This is a genomic window from Amazonocrinis nigriterrae CENA67 (assembly GCF_016056305.1).
GTDB classification, from domain to species: Bacteria; Cyanobacteriota; Cyanobacteriia; order Cyanobacteriales; family Nostocaceae; genus Amazonocrinis; species Amazonocrinis nigriterrae.
The window spans coordinates 34,407-52,617 of sequence record NZ_JAECZC010000038.1; the positions used below are offsets into that span (position 1 = coordinate 34,407).

Consider the following 18,211-nt stretch of genomic DNA (forward strand, 5'->3'; position numbering starts at 1 on the left):
CAAAAGCATATAGAATTAAATTTTTTTAACCCATTATCACTGCTTAAGTCAAGATACTTCTGTAGGCAGATGGCAAAAATCTCAACTTTGATGGTAGTTAAATTTAGTCAACAGATATGTAATTAATCAAAAATTATGAATAATTGAAACAAAGTGTTTAAAGAAACGTAAAATGCACCTGTTAAACTATATATCCTGTTGATTCCATTCAAAGGAGTTTTCAACTATGTGGTGTGGGTTTGGAAAATCAAGCATGACAATCGCTGCTTCCTGCTTGATAACTGCTAGTTTTGTAATTTCAAACACAACTTTTGCTGCTATTGAGCGTAGTTATTCGCCGCAGCAATTCCGTGCTGTCTTGAGAGGATTAGGTTATAACGTTAAGGTCACAAATTCACCTCTAACAGATGAGGAGACTAAAAAAGCAATACGTGAATTTCAGAAGGGATATAAGCTATCTGTTGATGGCATAGCAGGGCCAAAAACTCAAAATTTTGCCGCTAATATTGTTCAAATTCTGCAAGCGAATTTGAATGCGACGCTGAAACCGAATCCTCCTCTACCCCGTGATCATTTTTATGGGCCTCGTACAGAAGCTGCTGTGAAGGAGTTTCAGAAAAAGTATAACTTGCAACAAACTGGAATTGCTAATTTAGCACTGCGCCAGAAGTTGAATGAGGAGGCCAAGAAAGCCATTAGCCAGCCTGGTACTCAGCCGTCATCTCAACCAACATCTAGTCCTTCACCAACTCCCACAGCTACCCCAACAGCTACACCAAGGTCAACGGCTACACCAACGCCTACCTCAACACCAACGCCGACGGTCACACCAACTTCTACGCCTACACCAGCGCCGACACCAACGTCAACAGCTACACCGACGGCTACCCCAACGCCGACGACTACCCCAACTTCTACACCTACACCTTAGGAATTCACTAAGTTAATTCTGACGCCCAAACCTCAAATTCTCTGATTTGGTTCTTCTAAAGGTCTGCCCTTGGGGGTAGGCAGAATTGGGCGGCGGTCATCATAAGGCATGGGAATGTACTGTACAGTTGGTCGTCCGCCTTGTGGTTGTGGATACAAGTCCATGAGTTCATAAATAGAATGGGGCAGTCCAACATTTACGGGCAGCCCCATTTCTGTTGCTTCTTCTACTGTAATAGGATAGTCGTGGGTAACACGTCCGGTTGTCAAAGCTTCGATAATCGGTTCGATATTTTCAGGCAGAACTTTTTGTTTGGGTATATTATCTTTAAGCAGAGTCCGCACAAAGCGTTGTACCTGCTGAATAGCTTTGACTGCTTGGTCTGCCATAATTAAAGTTTGGTCATCGATATCACTGATGGGTTTATCTTTGACCACTTTCAGAATACTCGCTGCGGGTAAGTTACCCAGTTGTGGGTCAACTGGCCCTAAGACCGCGTTGGCATCCATAATAATTTCATCAGCGGCGAGGGCTAGCATCGTACCGCCACTCATAGCATAGTGGGGTATAAACACAGTCACTTTTGACTGGTGACGAATTAATGCTCTAGCGATTTGTTCAGTAGCTAAAACCAAACCACCAGGAGTGTGTAAAATTAAGTCTATTGGGATATCTGAGGGGGTGAGGCGAATAGCCCGCAATATCTGTTCTGAATCTTCGATGGTGATGTAGCGCGATAAAGGTATTCCTAGTAAGCTGATGGACTCTTGACGATGAATCAGCAAAATTACTCGACTTTTGCGTTCCTGCTGGAATTCCTGTAGGGCACGTAAGCGTCGATATTCTATTTGACGTTTTTGCCAAATCGGTTGCAGCGAAGAGAGGAGAAGGAAAATCCAGAATAGATCACCAATACCAAAGCCCATAAAATTGATGTTGTGAAAATAACGGTTGTCGCCATTATTGTGACAAGTTATGAGCGATCGCAGGTCTATCTGAAGGTCTATTAGCAAGTAGAGACAAGATACCTCAAGTCGCAATAATTAAGCAATTTCATCAGGATTTACCCCTAGCTGACGCAAACGTTCAGCTAACTGTTCGGCTTTTCTTTTTGCTTGTTCAGTTTCTTGTTTAGCATCTCTAGCTTCTTGTTTAGCTTCTCTAGCCTCCTGTTCTGCAATCATAGCTCTTTCACTAGCAGCAACGGCTTCCTCTGTGGGCGCGGGAATTATTTCTCCTTCTAAGGTGAACCACCGTAACCACAATCTGTTAATATCTCTAAATTCTCCTTGCCACAATCCTAAACTTAAACCTAACTCTGGCATTAGTATCCGCCCTTGGGTCAAATTCATCGGTTCATAATGACCGCCTACTAAATGAAATGCTTGAAGTTCATTAGTGTAGCGACTAAAAACTATATAGTAGGGAATCCTGAGAATTTGTTCATAAACTTCCCACTTACTAGGAGGTTTGTCTTCTTGACTTTTTTTAATACCTAAGTCTTCATCTTCGGTTCCTGGAGATAATAATTCAACAATCACAAAAGGATTTGCTGGTTCTTGCCAAGTTACATAACTTAAACGTAAATCTTGCCCTTTGTATAGTTTTTGTACTCCTACTACACCAAACCAATCTGGGCGTTTGTACCATAAAGGATGCTCGATAGTGTAGTAAAGATTGAGGTCAGCAGCACTGTAAACTAATTCAGGATTCCAGTTAGTTGGCTGAAATGTTAAATATAAAAGTAAGGGCTGTAAAAAGTGAAAATCGTCTGGCAAACCTGGTTCCTCTGGGTTGTCACTGGGTAAATCATACATTGTTGGCAGTGTTTCCCAAGGAGGAAGCGGTGGGTCAAATTGAGAAATATAATTAGGAGAGAAAGTCATAATTGAAATACTTAATATTTCAGCTAAATTTCAAATATATAGTCAGACTTATGATATTGCTTACCCTATCTTTGGGTTACCTGAAAGTCTAACAAATTCTGAGTTACCTAGAAGAAGTTGATAAATTTTTATTATATATTTTAGAAGACGCAAAACTCGTAATATTGCACTACTCGGACATGCCGATGATGAGAAGCTCGAAAATTGAGATAGAGCGTTTGGCAAGGGAGATTTGAGGCAATTATGATGAGTATAGAATAATTAGTATATTCAATCACCAGGAACCTATGACACCAATACTAGTTAAACCCTCATTGTGGCTAGAGAAGGGTATTCAAATTGAAAATGTCAATAGTGTGAATCTGTTTAAATTTACAGACGAATTGCAAGCTAGGATGCAAGAACTTGTTGATAAAAAAACAGCTGATTCTCTGACACCAGAAGAAGCCGCTGAAATGGAAGCAATTGGGGAATTAATCGTAATTGTTACCTACATGAATGGGATGATTGCTAATGAGGTGCAAAATTCCCAGGAAACAGAGACTTGGGAACAGAGATTAGAGAAAAACTAGTATTGCAAAAATGCTTTGTAGAGACGTTGCAATGCAACGTCTCTACATGTAGTTTATTGCATCAGAATTTGCCGGATTAAAACACTCATTACCTCACCTTGGTTACCCGTCGGTATCAGTGGACTCCAATCCCCTACACTGGCGTAGCCAAAGACCTGTAATTTATGAATTGTCCTGGTAACGCCTTTCTCAGAGCCAATTCATAAATGCTTAACAGGTTCTCTCTTAGGAAATAGTTTTTCAGTTGATTGATTGAGGCTTGGTGTATTTGAATCTTCGCCTAAGAATTGTTCTAACTTTGACTGGGCGGAATTTTCTAATTGTGTCATGATGGTAGTCGTACTCCGATTGTGGATGTTAGATAAGGGCGATCGCATCATCTTTGCGGGATTGGGCGATCGCCTTTATCATACTTTAATATAAAAGTATAATTTTATACTTGTCAAGCATAAAAGCAAAAATTTTTAATAAAAATTCTTAAGTTTTAACGGCAATAAATTATGCTTGGCTGGAGTAACATGAGCAACATTAGTTAACAGAATTACCCACAATTTTGGGCTTTTATACCAGTTTGAAAAAAATTCAAAAATCAAAATTCAAGCTTAATCTGGACTCTTGACTTTTGACTGTCTAAATAAAAAGCAGTTTTTGCAAATGATGCAAGATTTAATACCAATTCTCCAAAATTAAGTAGGGGCGTACAGCTGTACGCCCCTACAGTCAAACCATGTGTTACAAAGATTTTTACAAAAAGTTTAATCTTCAGGTTCAATTCCCGCCGCCCGCAATTGTGCTGCTAGTCTTTCAGCACGTTGTTTTTCCTGTTCAGCACGTTGTTTTTCTTGTTCAGCACGTTGTCGTTCTTGTTCAGCCAATTCTCCACCCCAAGGTAGGAGGTTTCCTTGTTCATTCCACCACCGTAACCATTTTCCTGTGCGGTTTTCACGAGTACCTTGCCATACACCCAAGTAAAGATTCATCTCTCCTATCCAGTAGCGTTGATTTTCATCTGGTGCTTGCAAAATGTACTGTTCGTTTTTATCTAAACAATACATTTCGATACTGCCACTATCTGGTTCAAATATGACGTAGTTTGGCACTTTAAGGATACGTTCGTAAAAAAACCATTTGCCAGGCGGATATGTCGCTTTGATAGAATACTCTGTCTCCTGTGTATCAGAAATAAATTCCATCACAATTAAGGGAATATCACCTTCTAGTTGAGGAGTGTAACTGCGTATTACTTCTTCTCTACTAACATTAATTTTAGGAATAAAAGCCCAATCAGGGGCTTTAATGACGATTCTATTGTTTAGGGTGGCACAAATACCGTAATTGGTTGTTGTTAAAGCGTTAGCTGGAATTTTTCCGGCTAATTGTAGACTTTCTGTGAGTGCAGCTGCTAAGGCTGGTTGGTTGATATTGTCCACTGGGTCATCTGGTAGTTTATAATCATCGGGCAATTTTTCCCAAGTGATTTTGTAGTCCTGAGTGACAATGGCTGTCATGGCTTTTTTCCTTACTTTTTTCAGCGCCTCTCTTTCTAGGAGACGGGTTAAGGGTGAAGTTTATTGGAGTTGCTGATTTAAAGTATGAATGAGCCTCACGCAAAGGCGCAAAGACGCAAAGAATCGTTGTTAAGTCTATCGAAAAATCTCAATTCATACTCAGATTCAGCAACGCCAGTTTATTCGTCGTCAAGTTCTAAATCTTCGGCTGTCAATTCTTGATGGGGAATAGCGGCGATAATTGCATCTATTACCTTGGATACTGGTAAAATCTCGATGCCAAAATCGGGGAATTTTTGCCCTTTAGGAACGATCGCTCTTTTAAACCCCAATTTAGCTGCTTCTTTTAACCGCAGTTCCATCTGGGAAACTGAACGCACTTGTCCGCCTAAGCCAACTTCACCAATTAATACGGTACTTGGATCGACTATGCGATCGCGGAAACTAGCAACGATCGCGATCGCTATTCCTAAATCTACTGCTGGTTCTTCCACATTCAACCCGCCAGCGGAAGCTACGTAAGAATCTAATTTTGACATGGGTATCCCCACTCGTTTTTCTAAGACTGCGAGAATTTGCACTAGGCGGTTGTAATCTATACCAGTGCCAGCACGACGGGGTGAGGGGTAGCTGGTGGGACTGACTAGGGCTTGCAACTCGACGACAATGGGGCGAGTGCCTTCGCAAGCAACTACAATGGCAGTACCAGGTGCAGGATCATCACGATTACCTAAGAATAACTCACTAGGGTTAGGAACTTCTCGCAACCCATTTTGCACCATTTCAAAGATGCCAATTTCATGAGTTGCCCCAAAGCGATTTTTTACAGTTCGTAATAATCGATGAGAAGCAAAGCGATCGCCTTCAAAATACAGTACTGTATCCACTAAGTGTTCTAAAACTTTCGGCCCAGCGATCGCTCCTTCTTTGGTGACGTGTCCCACAATTAACATTGTGATGTCTTCGTGCTTTGCCACTTTCATCAACGCCGCTGTACATTCTCTCACTTGTGCTACGGAACCAGGCGCGGATGTGAGTGCTGGAAAGAACACAGTTTGAATACTATCAATCACCGCTAAATTGGGTCTTAGAGAATCTATCTCTTTTAAAATCTCCTCCAAATCAGTTTCCGGTAATACATATAAATCTGCGTCTATATGTTCTTCTGATTCGGAAGTTTCTACTGCTGTGCCATTTTCATCAATGGTTTCTACTGTTACTTTGCCCTTCTCATCACTAAGTATTTCTAAGGGTTTTGATACTCCCAAACGAGAAGCTCTTAACTTGACCTGTTGTCCTGATTCTTCTCCAGAAACGTAGAGGATGCGATATCTTTGCGCTAGTTGACTGGATACTTGGAGTAGTAAAGTAGATTTACCGATACCAGGGTCACCACCTATTAACACCATAGAACCAGGGACAACCCCACCACCAAGCACCCGATCTAGTTCTCCATAACCGGATTCCCAGCGCATGACTTGGCGATCGCTAATTTGTTCAAATGTCAAAGATGCGCGTGGTTTCGCTGGTTTTGCTGGTTTAGCGGTAGACTTACCATTATTCTGAGTAGCGTGCCAATTACCTACTCCCCCACGACTGGGTATATCTGCTAAATAAGGGCTGGTAGTTTGCTCTACTAAAGAATCGTAAGTATCACAATTGGGACACTTACCAAACCACTGGGAAGATTCTGCCCCACATTCGTTACAAACGTAAAAGGTTTTAGGTTTTGCCATTCTTAAAACTTATTAATTAATCTTAATGTTTCCTTAATTTTTTGGTCAAAACTAAAATCCATGAATAGTAATAATTGGAGCTTTTTCCCAATCAATTTCTGGAATGATATCTTAATATTATGGTATTAAAAATTAATCATGAAAATTTTTAGTTAAGGAGCGTTGAGAAACTTGGAAAGTCATAAAGAAAAAATCCTGGTGGTAGACGACGAAGCCAGCATTCGCCGGATTTTGGAAACGCGCCTTTCCATGATTGGCTACGATGTAGTGACGGCTGGCGATGGTGAAGAAGCTTTGGAAACTTTTCGCAAAGCTGATCCTGACCTGGTAGTTTTGGATGTAATGATGCCAAAGCTAGATGGCTACGGAGTTTGTCAAGAATTACGTAAGGAATCAGATGTCCCTATCATTATGCTAACAGCCTTGGGGGACGTTGCTGATCGCATCACTGGGTTGGAATTGGGCGCTGACGACTATGTAGTTAAACCATTTTCCCCTAAGGAATTAGAAGCTCGCATTCGCTCAGTATTGCGACGAGTAGATAAAACTGGCGCTTCTGGTATTCCTAGTTCAGGAGTCATACATGTAGGAAATATCAAAATTGATACGAACAAGCGCCAAGTTTACAAAGGCGATGAGCGGATTCGATTAACAGGAATGGAATTTAGCCTCTTAGAGTTACTGGTAAGTCGCTCTGGAGAAGCTTTTTCTCGTTCAGAAATTTTACAGGAGGTATGGGGTTACACACCAGAACGTCATGTAGATACTCGTGTGGTAGATGTGCATATCTCCCGATTACGAGCAAAATTAGAAGATGACCCCAGCAACCCAGAATTGATTCTCACCGCGCGAGGTACTGGTTATCTTTTCCAGCGGATCATTGAACCAGGGGAGGAGTAAGAAGCAGGGGAGCAGGGGAGCAGGGGAGATGGGGAGATGGGGAGATGGGGAGATGAGGGAGATGAGGGAGAGAATAACAAATGACAACTGACCACTGACAACTGACAAATGACCAAACCTGACCCCAATCGAGTTTTACGGCGTCTACCCATTGTTGTGGGTTCTTTAGGCGCTGTACTTTTGCTGATTAATCGTTTGTTGACACCAGAATTAACAGAGTCCCAATCGCGTGGAGATGTTCTGGGTGTAATTTTGAGTGCGGTGTTGATTTTAACAGGTTTAATTTGGCAGCAAGTACAGCCGCGATGGCCTGATGCTGTAGAACTAATTGGAGAAGAAGGTTTTATCTTAGCACCAGATTTACCAGAAGCCGTGAAAACAGAGCTAGCCTGGGCATCGCACTTATTATTGACTAATACAGTGACGCGATCGCTTGTAGTTTTCTATCAAGGTAAAATTTTGTTACGTCGCGGTATTCTGGGCCCTAAATCTGAGGTAGTACCAGGCCCCATTTTGAAACAGGTATTAGAAAAACAAAAGCCAATTTATTTAGTTGCTTTAAAAGTCTACCCAGGACGCATTGAATTTGATTACTTGCCAGAGAACACTCAAGGTGTCATTTGTCAACCAATTGGTAACCAGGGTGCTTTGATTTTGGGAGCAAATGCACCTCGGAGTTACACTAAACAAGATGAAAATTGGATTGCAGGAATTGCTGATAAATTAGCAGTGACTCTTCAGGGTTTGACACCAGTCAAATAAATAGATTCAAATTGATGTGAGGGTTCATCGGTTTCATTTAGTAAACCTTGCCCATAGAAAACTTGTTGTACTTCGCTGAATCCAACCTTTTTCATCAGGGTAGCCAATATTTCAGCATCGTACATGAATTTATGATGGAAACCGTAGATCATATAATTTCTTGCTAAATTCCGATTTTCGATTCCCATATAAATTGGAAAGTCACTGCGGTTAAAGGCTTCTAAGTGAGGTACACTAGTACGTATACATCTACCAGGCTTGAGATAATTAAAACAATTAGCTAAGACTTTCAGCGCTAAGTTAGGATAAATATGTTCTAAAACATGAGATAGAACTATACCATCAGCGCACTCAAACAAATTTTGATCGTAGGAATCTATATTAACGAATAGGTCGATATCCCATCCTTTTCTACCACGAATTTTTTCTAATACTTCTCCTCCTGAAAAAAATAGATCTGCATTAATTAATGTATCTTTGTAAACATTGGCACAACCGATGTTTAGAATGATTTTTCTATCTCCATAGGAAGCTATTTTCCTTTTGTTGTATCCAGAAAGTTGGATTAAATTTGTTAACTTTCTAGAAAGTGCCCTTTGAACAACAACTCCTATTTCTAGAAATATATTCGATGTAAAAGGAGTAATTCCTCTAGCAACTTTGACAAAATCTTTCAGGAGTTTTTCTTGGTGTTTTGAAAGATTATTGTTCCAGTTATCACTTGCTAAATTTGTTGCTGATTGCTCTGCTTGAGACATAAACTATTTTTTACTCAGTAAGATGTCTTACTAAAGAAGTAATTTTAATTTCATTGAAAAACAAGATTTTTTAATATTTATTAATAATGAATATTAAAATATAAATTATTATAAACTTTGAATAAAAAAAATAATTAAGTGTTGGTTAATTTGTAATCGTAACTTATTTGGAGTTAAGATTCTGAAGATTTTGCCTCAAATTTCTATTCTTTAGGCAAACGCAATCCTGCCATATTCGCTAAAATCCAAGCCTCAGAAGTCTTTCTAATTCGCAGATGAGTGTAAATGTTATGCAAATTATTTATTGGCTATTAGTTGCACTAATGGTTGTAGGTATCATTGGTGCTGTGGTTCCTGCCATTCCTGGTAGTAGTTTAATTTTAATTGCAATTATTATTTGGGGAATTGTTAGTAGTTCTTTTGCAGCTATCAAAATACCACTTATCGTTACAGTTATTGTCTTGCTACTGAGTGTGGGGGTTGATTTTTTAGCTGGCTACTTAGGTGCAAAACAAGCAGGTGCTAGCAAGTGGGGACAAATTGGTGCAATTGTCGGTTTATTATTAGGATTTTTTGGATTACTGCCAACTTTACCTTTTGGAGGGCCGCTACTAGGAATTTTATTTGGGCCTTTGTTGGGAGCAATTATTGGTGAATATATTTACCGTCGTCAATTCTGGCTAGCAGTTAAAGCTGGCGTAGGAATTGTAGTAGGCACCTTAATTGGGAATTTAATTCAGGGAGTATTAGCAATTGGTGCAGTCACAGTTTTTATAGTTACAACTTGGCCACAAGTCTATTAAAAAGTTAATGTATTTTTTCAAAAATTTTAATACTAGTTGAACGTAATTTTTCTAGCCATTGGTGATAAATCAACAGTGTCTGAAAATTTCACTGTATATTACTTTGCAAGATAGACTCAATAATAGAATCTATCGCTCCAATCGAGTGAAGATAACTCCGTAGTTTGTGGTCAATTAAATTTGTAGAGACATTTGCTCTGGTGAAAAATGTCTCTATATCATGTTTTAATTTTGGATTGCTGAGAGTTAAACAGATTGCAATGCTTTTTGAGCTTCGGTAGCGATCGCTTCAATCTCATCGTCTACCAATGTTGCTAAAATCGCCTTAGCTTCTGCACCACCCAAACTAGTCAAGGCTTGCACAACTCTGTAGCGGATTTGCCAATCTGGATCAGCGGCATAAGGAGATAATAAAGCAACTGCTTCTGGATTTCCTAATTCACCAAGAGCGCTAATGGCTGCTGTTTGGACTAATCCATTATCTGAGGTAAGTGCTTCTTTGAGTAGTTCAAAGGCTCGCGGGTCGCCCAACTCTCCTAATGTAGCAATAATACTGAATTGTACTAACCACTCAGGGGATTTATGGTAAACCTGCTCTAAATCTTCAAAAGCGCTGTGTAGCTTTAAAGCGCCTAAACTGTCTGCGGCTGCTGCTTGCACATCAACTTCACTGTCATGGAGCAAGCGATCGCGCAATATCTCCAACGATAACTCTAGATTTTGTGTACCGAGTGTATTCAACTGACTCACCGCTGAGTACCGAACTCGTGAATTGCCATCAGCAATAGCAATTTGAATCAGTTCAAAAGCGATCGCAGGTTCTAGTTCGCGGATTTGATTCACTGCACGCAAGCGATCGCCCAAATCCTCAGACCCTAGCAATTGCCTTACAGACTCAGGAGTAATACTCATCTAATAATCCTATTTTCTCAAAGTATTTTCAAAAAAACCACATAGTCATTAGTCATTAGTGACAACCAATGACAACCAATGACAACAACTGACAACTGACTAACTAGCAGCCATTGCCCGAATAATGTCACCACGAGTGAGGATACCAATTACTTGACCCGCGCTGTCAAGTACAGGTAAGCGGTGGACATTGCGATCGTGCATCAGTTGAGCTGCTTCTTTTACAGTTTTATCAGGGGAAATAGTTATAGGTTTTTTGCTCATCACTTCGCCAACAGTTTGCCCCAACACCTTATGTAAGTCCCGTTCGTAAGTGGCAGGGTTTTGGAGATAAATGACGCTATCAAGAAACATGATATAGGCTGGAGGAGTAACACCAGTTTCTTGCCACATTAAATCAGTTTCCGAAATAATGCCAACCAATTTCCCGGCATCATCCACAACAGGTAGCCCACTGATGTGTCGTTCTGCAATGATTTGCACGGCTTCCTTGAGTGGAGTTTCCGGTCGGACAACAATAGGGTTATGGGTCATTATATCGGCAACGGTTTTAGGCATTTGCTTACTGACACCTTCGATCAAAGTCTCTGCGATTATTGTAGAAAATTACGGCTCTTAACCTGATTGAGTTAATACATTGTTACTTGAAGTCAGTTGTCAGTTGTCAGTTGTAATTAGTTATTCTCCCCATCTCCCTCATCTCCCCATCTCTCCATCTACCTCATCCCCCCATCTACCTCATCTCCCCATCTCCCCATCTCTCCCCATCTCCCTCATCTCCCCCATATCCTTTAAGGCTTCAATAATTTGACTATTTGCTTGAGGAAAAGCAAACTGTTCCAGTTCATCTAAGTTCACCCAGCGAACCTCATCACATTCTAGGGGTTGAGGAATACCTGCAATTAAACGACATTGATGCACCGTCAGCGTCACACGCAAGTGAGTGTATGTGTGATCGATGGTAATTAGATGCTCTCTAACTTCAATCTCTATTCCGAGTTCTTCATAAATTTCCCTTTGAATACACTCTTGGACAGTTTCACCAGGCTCGATTTTACCGCCAGGAAATTCCCACAAACCGCCCATGACACCTTCCAAACGACGGCGATCAATTAAAATTTGCCCTTGGTCATTCCAAATTACGGCAACACCAATAATTTTATGGGGTGGCAAAGCACTGATTTCATTCGTGGTTTGTGTCATAGTTGATTAAATATAAATAATGATTAGGAACTAATAGCTAATAATTTTTGACTATTGAGTAATAATAATAAAACTCGGCAGTTGGCTGAGATATCTGCCGAGTTATTGTTAGCAATACACCCCTAATAGATGGTGAGTTACACTTAGCTATAACGCACCCGATAAAATTAAGATTTACTTTCTAAATGGACTCTAAGTATAGTTTTAGTGAATCAAGCGGCGTTAGCATCCTTGTAGGTAAATCTAGATGAATACTGCTAACGCAACGCTGCCAATTCAAGAAGTAGAGGGAAGTTGAGTGATGAGAATTCAGCATAATACTAATTTTTGATTTTCTTCCCCATGATTAGCACGAGGTAGAAATCTAACAATATGGAATTTTGTATCTAAAATTACAGATTGTTAGTCAATTTCGTTATTAGTATCAGTTCCTTGCAATGCTAATTCAAAGTTCATTCTCTGTTCAGCATTACGCAAGAAGTAACCACTAATCATTGCTGAAGCTAGTAGCCGACCAAGACTTTCGCGGCTTGTAGTGACAGTAACACCAAAGTGTTCTGAGGGTAAGTTACCTAACAAACCTACAATGTTGCGCTCCATCACTTGAAAAACTTCACTAGAATTAGGCTTGGATAGCTGGGTAACTGTCTCTGGACTCAAAGATTTAACATATTGCCACAGTAAATTCCCAGTTTCAGACTCGCTTGACCCACTATTGAAAAATTCTGAAACTCGATTGGATGGGTTATTCACGTCGTGCCTCCTATACTTCAACTACTAACTACTAATGTTTGTAACTTGAATAATAAACGCCTGTTTGTTTTATTTGACTTGGCTAAGTATTAACTGTTCCTGTCAAATAATGTAACAGGCGAATTCTCACATGGGAGTCGGTGTAACCGTACCAAAAGCAGCGTATTTTCTCACCTTATTTAGTCAGTTGTCAGTTGTCAGTTGTCAATTGTTTCTTTTCCACTGACCACTGACTACTAACTACTGACTAACTCGCCAAATATTCATCCATACTTGCTTTGGACTTGCGAAGTTTAGTCAAGGCTTCCCGCTCAATTTGCCGTACTCGTTCGCGGCTAATATTCAAGATTTCGCCGATTCTGGCAAGAGTTAGGGCTTGTCCGTCGGTTAACCCAAAGCGCAAGGTAATCACTTCCCGTTGTTGGGGGGTGAGTTCTTCCATCAGGCGCTCTAAGTCATTAGATAAGGAAGATTGCATAACAAACTCTTCTGGAGAAGCGCCTGGATCTTCTAACATTTCTCCGAGTTCGGTGTCGTAGTTATCCCCCAACCTTAAGTCTAAAGATAAGGGCAAACGTGCTTTTTCTAGATATTCTCGTACTTGCTTGGGAGTTAATTCTAATTCTTGAGCTAGTTCTGAAGCTGTGGGAGCGCGTCCCAATCTTTGAGATAATTGGCGCTGAGCTTTTTTGATTTTGTTTAATTTTTCAGTAATGTGTATTGGTAGGCGGATGGTACGAGCTTTTTCTGCGATCGCTCTTGTAATTGCCTGACGTATCCACCAATAGGCATAGGTAGAAAATCTGTAACCTTTAGTGGGGTCAAACTTTTCTACGCCGCGCTGCATACCAATGCTGCCTTCTTGAATCAAGTCGAGTAAATCGACGTTGCGCTTAATATACTTTTTGGCAACGGATACCACCAATCGCAAGTTGGCTTCTACCATCTTACGCTTGGCAATTTCACCATGAGCGATCGCTGTGTTCAACTCTGCTGTTTCTAGCTTTGCTGCTTTTGCCCACTCTTCTATAGTCGGTTGACGACCCAACTGGGTAGCGAGATCTTCCCTCATGTCGTACAACATCGTTAAACGTTGCACTTGTTTGCCATAAAAAATTTCCTCCTCGTGAGTTAACAGTGGCACACGGCCAATCTCACGCAGGTAAGTCCGCACTAGGTCTGTGGCTGTTGGAGCGGTCTTCATGGCGCTACTCTTTGGTAATGATGGGTTTTCAGGTAGAGTCATTTACTTAGTGGATGATCTTTAAGGGCGCTAACCAGTGAGACTGGGAAACAATATGTGGCTTAGAATTTACGCAGCCGAGATTCTCGCCTGCTCATAGTAATCAAAATTAGGGTCTTAACTGCTAGACCTTACAGTTATTTCTTTGCTTTCACAAGTATCTATAGTTAGATAAATGGTAGCGAGACTGAGATTTTTTGTATTTAATGATTATAAATAATTGTAACATTTATGAGAAAAATTGGAATATGGGATAACCCTGAATTTTTAAGGTGTTTTAGTTCATACACTGAGATTTATCTAATTCGTAATTCGTAATTCGTAATTTGTAATTTGTAATTTTCGGGGTTCAGGCTCCTACCTATAGGGAGGATCTTCAATCAAGTTTTACCACAATCTACTACTGGCTTACCTCCTGCCTTCTTCAATAAGTAAGTCCCCCAATGACATTGCCTGATGAGATTGGGCTTAGCACGGTTGTTTCTATAGTAATAGCCATCAGATGCAAGAGCTGAAATAGCCATTTCTTTCAAAACTTTTTGGAACTCCACTTATATGTATCTCTGTGGACAAAAAAATAACTTACTCATATTTGTTAAAATATCTCAATGGAAACCATAAATATTCTTTTATAATAATTGCTTAATTTTCCTTGTAAATACTGCTTAATGCAGATTGAGAAAGGGAGATGGGGAGTAGGGGAGCAGGGGAAGATGAGGGGGATGAGGGAGGTAACTCTTCACTCCTAACTCTTAACTCCTAACTCTTAACCAATTCCCCATGCCCCATGCCCTAAAAGCATTCCTAACGGTTGGCGCAGTACTCTTGGATGACTTTTACATCCAAAGTAGTATTTTGTAAAGAACGAATGGCAGCAACAGTGGCTTTTGCTCCGGCGATGGTGGTAATGATGGGAATTTTGTAAGCCAAGGCTGTGCGGCGGATTAGTCTAGCATCAGTGTGGGCTTCTTCCCCAGAAGGCGTATTGATGATCAGTTGGATTTTCTGATTTTTGATGGCATCCAGGACATGGGGGCGTCCTTCATGGAGTTTCAGCACCAACTCAATATCTAATCCCTGTTCTTGGAGGACTTGGCGTGTGCCAAATGTAGCCATGACAGTAAAGCCCAGATCAATAAATTCTCTAACTACAGAAACAGCGGCGGCTTTGTCGCGATCGCTCATGGACACAAAGACAGTACCTGTTAAAGGTAAACGCTCTCCTGCACCTAACTCTGCTTTGGCAAAGGCGCGTCCAAAATCGCTGTCAATTCCCATGACTTCACCAGTAGAGCGCATCTCTGGGCCTAATATCGTATCAGTTCCAGGGAATTTATTAAACGGTAATACCGCTTCTTTAACGGCAATATGGGATGGGATAACTTCTTGGGTAAAGCCTAACTCCTCTAAAGTTTTACCCGACATAATTAAGGATGCTAGTTTCGCCAAGGGAACACCCGTGGCTTTAGAAACAAAGGGCACTGTCCGCGAGGCGCGGGGGTTGGCTTCTAAAATGTAAACTTGGGGAGAATAACTTTGAGCGCCAACAACGGCAAACTGAATATTCATCAACCCCACAACTGAGAGAGACTGTGCTAATTGCACTGTCCAGGTGCGAATTTGATTCAGTACTGCTGGTGGTAGAGAAATGGATGGTAATGCACAAGCAGAATCTCCAGAGTGAATTCCCGCTTGTTCAATGTGTTCCATGATGCCGCCAATCACTACTCTTCCTGTATGGTCAGCGATCGCATCGACATCCACTTCAATGGCGTTTTCCAAAAACTTATCAATTAAAATCGGATGGTCTGGTTCTACCTGTACTGCAAAAGTCATGTAGCGTTCCAATTCCGTATCAGAATAGACGATTTCCATCGCCCGACCCCCAAGTACATAGCTAGGACGCACCACCACTGGATAACCAATACGTTTGGCTACAATTAGCGCATCTTCGTAACTCCTGGCTGTACCATTGGGCGGTTGGGCAATATTCAACTGTTTGAGAATTTTTTCAAAACGCTCTCTATCTTCTGCTGTGTCGATAGAGTCTGGTGATGTACCCCAGATTTTAGGGAGTGGGGATTGGGGATTAGGGACTGGGGATTGGGAATTTTCACCAGTCTCCAATCCCTGCAAATACTTTTGCAGGGGAACAGCTAACTTCAATGGTGTTTGTCCGCCGAACTGGACAATTATGCCTACAGGGTTTTCAGCTTCGATGATGTTGAGGACATCTTCTTTGGTCAATGGCTCAAAGTAAAGGCGATCGCTAGTATCGTAGTCTGTGGAGACTGTCTCCGGGTTGGAGTTGACCATAATTGTCTCAAAGCCTGCTGCTTTTAAAGCATAGGAGGCGTGACAACAACAGTAGTCAAATTCAATTCCCTGTCCTATGCGGTTAGGCCCACCACCCAAAATCATCACTTTCGGTTTGGTGGTTGGCAAAACCTCCGTTTCTTCTTCGTAGGTAGAGTAATAGTAGGGAGTAAACGCTTCAAATTCAGCAGCGCAGGTGTCCACGGTTTTATAAACTGGAATCACACCCAGCTGTTTGCGATAAGCGCGGACTTCATCTTCGCTGGTTTTGGTAGCATAAGCAATCTGGCGATCGCTAAATCCGTCGCGTTTAACACTATAAAGTTGCTCTTTTGTCAACTGTTTTAAGGGCGTCCGCTTCAGGAATTTTTCCACCTCTAGCAGATGTTGCAGTTTATCTAAGAACCAAGGGTCAATACCAGTAAGTTCGTAAATTTCCCCACTAGTGATTCCTTGTTGCAAGGCATGACGTACAGCGAAAATGCGATCGGGATTGGGTGTGCGTAGCAAAGCGCGAATTTGTTCACCGCTGGGTAGTTTTTCTGCTTTGTCGCAACCCCAGCCAGCACGACCAGTTTCCAGAGAACGCAGCGCTTTTTGGAAAGATTCGTTAAATGTCCGCCCAATGGCCATTGCTTCCCCTACTGACTTCATTTGTGTTGTCAGCACTGGTTCGGAACCGGGGAATTTTTCAAAGGCGAAGCGGGGAACTTTGGTAACTACATAGTCAATGGTTGGTTCAAAAGATGCGGGAGTTTTCTTGGTGATGTCGTTGTTAATTTCATTCAACTTGTAACCAACCGCTAGCTTTGCGGCTATTTTGGCAATGGGAAAACCCGTGGCTTTAGAAGCCAAAGCGGAACTCCGGGAAACACGGGGGTTCATTTCAATGACAATCACATCCCCAGTCACGGGATTGACGGCAAACTGGATATTGGAACCGCCAGTTTCCACACCAATTTCCCGGATGATTTTAATCGCCATATCCCGCAATCGTTGGTATTCTTTATCGGTAAGGGTTTGGGCGGGAGCAACGGTAATGGAGTCGCCGGTGTGGATGCCCATCGGGTCAAGGTTTTCGATCGAACAGATAATCACGACGTTATCTGCTAAGTCGCGCATCACTTCTAATTCGTATTCTTTCCAGCCGAGTAGGGACTGGTCGATGAGAATTTGGGAAACAGGACTGGCATCTATACCTACCTGTGCCATTTCTTCAAATTCTTCTTGGTTGTAGGCAATACCACCGCCGGTACCACCCATTGTAAAGGCTGGGCGAATAATTAAGGGGTAAGTGCCAATGCGGCGAGCGATCGCTTTGGCTTCTTCTAAAGATGAGGCGGTGCCACTAGGACACACGTCTACCCCAATCTTGGCCATGGCTTCGTTAAACAGTTTTCTATCTTCAGCTTTCTCAATCGCTGGTAACTTGGCGCCAATTAATTCGACATTGTACTTTTCTAAGACACCATTTTTTGCTAGGGCGACGGCAATGTTGAGGGCAGTTTGTCCTCCCATTGTTGGGAGTAAGGCATCAGGACGTTCTTTGGCGATGACTTTTTCTACTAATTCTGGTGTTAGTGGTTCAATATAAGTGCGATCGGCCGTTTCTGGGTCGGTCATAATTGTCGCCGGATTAGAATTGACCAACACCACCTCATACCCTTCTTCTCGCAGCGCTTTGCAGGCTTGGGTACCAGAGTAGTCAAATTCACAGGCTTGTCCGATGACAATAGGGCCAGATCCTAACAGTAGTATTTTTTGCAGGTCTTGACGGCGGGGCATAGTCTTTGGGATGGGGTAGGAGAATACAAATCCTGATTATTTTAAGATTCTTTCCCCCTGGTTATGTTGTTTCTTATCAAGTTTTCCAAGTTTGATTGCGGAAAAAGGCAGGGGGATGGGGGGCTTCGGGGCCCCCTCTGGGG

The 18,211-nt window shown here is 41.6% G+C and carries 17 protein-coding genes; 5 read left to right on the top strand and 12 right to left on the bottom strand.

What is annotated here, in order from left to right; translation table 11 throughout:
- Positions 1 to 226 precede the first annotated feature (226 nt).
- A complete protein-coding gene (locus tag I8748_RS18915; RefSeq protein WP_198126113.1) occupies positions 227 to 931 on the top strand; it encodes a peptidoglycan-binding domain-containing protein in 705 nt (234 codons plus the stop codon).
- A 32-nt stretch (positions 932 to 963) separates the two neighbouring features.
- Here I8748_RS18915 and I8748_RS18920 read toward each other — a convergent pair whose 3' ends face one another.
- A complete protein-coding gene (locus I8748_RS18920) occupies positions 964 to 1,857 on the bottom strand; it encodes an SDH family Clp fold serine proteinase (RefSeq protein WP_198126128.1) in 894 nt (297 codons plus the stop codon).
- A 117-nt stretch (positions 1,858 to 1,974) separates the two neighbouring features.
- Positions 1,975 to 2,817, bottom strand: coding sequence for a Uma2 family endonuclease (locus I8748_RS18925; protein ID WP_198126114.1), 843 nt, complete (start codon positions 2,815 to 2,817; stop codon positions 1,975 to 1,977).
- A gap of 287 nt (positions 2,818 to 3,104) precedes the next feature.
- Between I8748_RS18925 and I8748_RS18930 the strand changes: the two genes are divergently transcribed.
- Complete coding sequence (locus tag I8748_RS18930; RefSeq protein ID WP_198126115.1) at positions 3,105 to 3,389, top strand: hypothetical protein; 285 nt, start codon at positions 3,105 to 3,107, stop codon at positions 3,387 to 3,389.
- A gap of 755 nt (positions 3,390 to 4,144) precedes the next feature.
- Here I8748_RS18930 and I8748_RS18935 read toward each other — a convergent pair.
- Entirely contained in the window at positions 4,145 to 4,897 is a 753-nt protein-coding gene (locus I8748_RS18935; RefSeq protein WP_198126116.1) for a Uma2 family endonuclease, read from the bottom strand.
- Between the two features lie 179 nt (positions 4,898 to 5,076).
- On the bottom strand, positions 5,077 to 6,633 hold the full coding sequence (gene radA / locus I8748_RS18940) for a DNA repair protein RadA (protein ID WP_198126117.1): 1,557 nt from the start codon (positions 6,631 to 6,633) through the stop codon (positions 5,077 to 5,079).
- Positions 6,634 to 6,804: 171 nt separating this feature from the next.
- On the opposite strand from radA, the gene rpaB reads away from it, so the two are divergent.
- The gene (gene rpaB, locus I8748_RS18945) at positions 6,805 to 7,533 is read left to right on the top strand and encodes a response regulator transcription factor RpaB (RefSeq protein WP_017742704.1); all 729 of its coding nucleotides are present in this window, start codon (positions 6,805 to 6,807) and stop codon (positions 7,531 to 7,533) included.
- Between the two features lie 108 nt (positions 7,534 to 7,641).
- Positions 7,642 to 8,295: a cofactor assembly of complex C subunit B gene (locus tag I8748_RS18950; protein ID WP_198126118.1), complete on the top strand. Its 654-nt coding sequence runs from the start codon at positions 7,642 to 7,644 to the stop codon at positions 8,293 to 8,295.
- Here the strand turns inward: I8748_RS18950 and I8748_RS18955 are convergent.
- Positions 8,271 to 9,053: a class I SAM-dependent methyltransferase gene (locus I8748_RS18955; RefSeq protein WP_198126119.1), complete on the bottom strand. Its 783-nt coding sequence runs from the start codon at positions 9,051 to 9,053 to the stop codon at positions 8,271 to 8,273. The two genes, I8748_RS18950 and I8748_RS18955, sit on opposite strands and share 25 nt — an antisense overlap.
- Before the next feature lie 290 nt (positions 9,054 to 9,343).
- Here I8748_RS18955 and I8748_RS18960 point away from each other — a divergent pair, with 290 nt between their 5' ends.
- On the top strand, positions 9,344 to 9,856 hold the full coding sequence (locus I8748_RS18960) for a DUF456 domain-containing protein (protein WP_198126120.1): 513 nt from the start codon (positions 9,344 to 9,346) through the stop codon (positions 9,854 to 9,856).
- 246 nt (positions 9,857 to 10,102) lie between these two features.
- Here the strand turns inward: I8748_RS18960 and nblB are convergent, their stop codons facing one another.
- The 7 genes from nblB to carB all read right to left on the bottom strand — a co-directional run bounded on the left by nblB (position 10,103) and on the right by carB (position 18,068).
- On the bottom strand, positions 10,103 to 10,768 hold the full coding sequence (nblB, locus tag I8748_RS18965) for a phycobilisome degradation protein NblB (RefSeq protein ID WP_198126121.1): 666 nt from the start codon (positions 10,766 to 10,768) through the stop codon (positions 10,103 to 10,105).
- Positions 10,769 to 10,867: 99 nt separating this feature from the next.
- Positions 10,868 to 11,326 carry a CBS domain-containing protein gene (locus tag I8748_RS18970; RefSeq protein ID WP_198126122.1) on the bottom strand — a complete coding sequence of 153 codons (459 nt, stop codon included), beginning with the start codon at positions 11,324 to 11,326 and terminating at the stop codon, positions 10,868 to 10,870.
- A gap of 180 nt (positions 11,327 to 11,506) precedes the next feature.
- A complete protein-coding gene (mutT, locus tag I8748_RS18975) occupies positions 11,507 to 11,971 on the bottom strand; it encodes an 8-oxo-dGTP diphosphatase MutT (protein ID WP_198126123.1) in 465 nt (154 codons plus the stop codon).
- A 402-nt stretch (positions 11,972 to 12,373) separates the two neighbouring features.
- Positions 12,374 to 12,724: a DUF760 domain-containing protein gene (locus I8748_RS18980; protein WP_198126124.1), complete on the bottom strand. Its 351-nt coding sequence runs from the start codon at positions 12,722 to 12,724 to the stop codon at positions 12,374 to 12,376.
- Between the two features lie 247 nt (positions 12,725 to 12,971).
- Positions 12,972 to 13,928: an RNA polymerase sigma factor, RpoD/SigA family gene (locus I8748_RS18985; RefSeq protein WP_198126125.1), complete on the bottom strand. Its 957-nt coding sequence runs from the start codon at positions 13,926 to 13,928 to the stop codon at positions 12,972 to 12,974.
- A gap of 419 nt (positions 13,929 to 14,347) precedes the next feature.
- Entirely contained in the window at positions 14,348 to 14,491 is a 144-nt protein-coding gene (locus I8748_RS34665; RefSeq protein ID WP_214662654.1) for a hypothetical protein, read from the bottom strand.
- A gap of 280 nt (positions 14,492 to 14,771) precedes the next feature.
- Positions 14,772 to 18,068: a carbamoyl-phosphate synthase large subunit gene (gene carB / locus I8748_RS18990; RefSeq protein ID WP_198126126.1), complete on the bottom strand. Its 3,297-nt coding sequence runs from the start codon at positions 18,066 to 18,068 to the stop codon at positions 14,772 to 14,774.
- Between the last annotated feature and the right edge of the window lie 143 nt (positions 18,069 to 18,211).

Bases quoted from the DNA above. Each gene is read 5' to 3' on its own strand.
- I8748_RS18915 (WP_198126113.1), top strand. From the start codon at position 227: ATGTGGTGTGGGTTTGGAAAATCAAGCATGACAATCGCTGCTTCCTGC.
- I8748_RS18920 (WP_198126128.1), bottom strand. From the start codon at position 1,857: ATGGGCTTTGGTATTGGTGATCTATTCTGGATTTTCCTTCTCCTCTCT.
- I8748_RS18925 (WP_198126114.1), bottom strand. From the start codon at position 2,817: ATGACTTTCTCTCCTAATTATATTTCTCAATTTGACCCACCGCTTCCT.
- I8748_RS18930 (WP_198126115.1), top strand. From the start codon at position 3,105: ATGACACCAATACTAGTTAAACCCTCATTGTGGCTAGAGAAGGGTATT.
- I8748_RS18935 (WP_198126116.1), bottom strand. From the start codon at position 4,897: ATGACAGCCATTGTCACTCAGGACTACAAAATCACTTGGGAAAAATTG.
- radA (WP_198126117.1), bottom strand. From the start codon at position 6,633: ATGGCAAAACCTAAAACCTTTTACGTTTGTAACGAATGTGGGGCAGAA.
- I8748_RS18950 (WP_198126118.1), top strand. From the start codon at position 7,642: ATGACCAAACCTGACCCCAATCGAGTTTTACGGCGTCTACCCATTGTT.
- I8748_RS18955 (WP_198126119.1), bottom strand. From the start codon at position 9,053: ATGTCTCAAGCAGAGCAATCAGCAACAAATTTAGCAAGTGATAACTGG.
- I8748_RS18960 (WP_198126120.1), top strand. From the start codon at position 9,344: ATGCAAATTATTTATTGGCTATTAGTTGCACTAATGGTTGTAGGTATC.
- nblB (WP_198126121.1), bottom strand. From the start codon at position 10,768: ATGAGTATTACTCCTGAGTCTGTAAGGCAATTGCTAGGGTCTGAGGAT.
- I8748_RS18970 (WP_198126122.1), bottom strand. From the start codon at position 11,326: ATGCCTAAAACCGTTGCCGATATAATGACCCATAACCCTATTGTTGTC.
- mutT (WP_198126123.1), bottom strand. From the start codon at position 11,971: ATGACACAAACCACGAATGAAATCAGTGCTTTGCCACCCCATAAAATT.
- I8748_RS18985 (WP_198126125.1), bottom strand. From the start codon at position 13,928: ATGAAGACCGCTCCAACAGCCACAGACCTAGTGCGGACTTACCTGCGT.
- I8748_RS34665 (WP_214662654.1), bottom strand. From the start codon at position 14,491: ATGGCTATTTCAGCTCTTGCATCTGATGGCTATTACTATAGAAACAAC.
- carB (WP_198126126.1), bottom strand. From the start codon at position 18,068: ATGCCCCGCCGTCAAGACCTGCAAAAAATACTACTGTTAGGATCTGGC.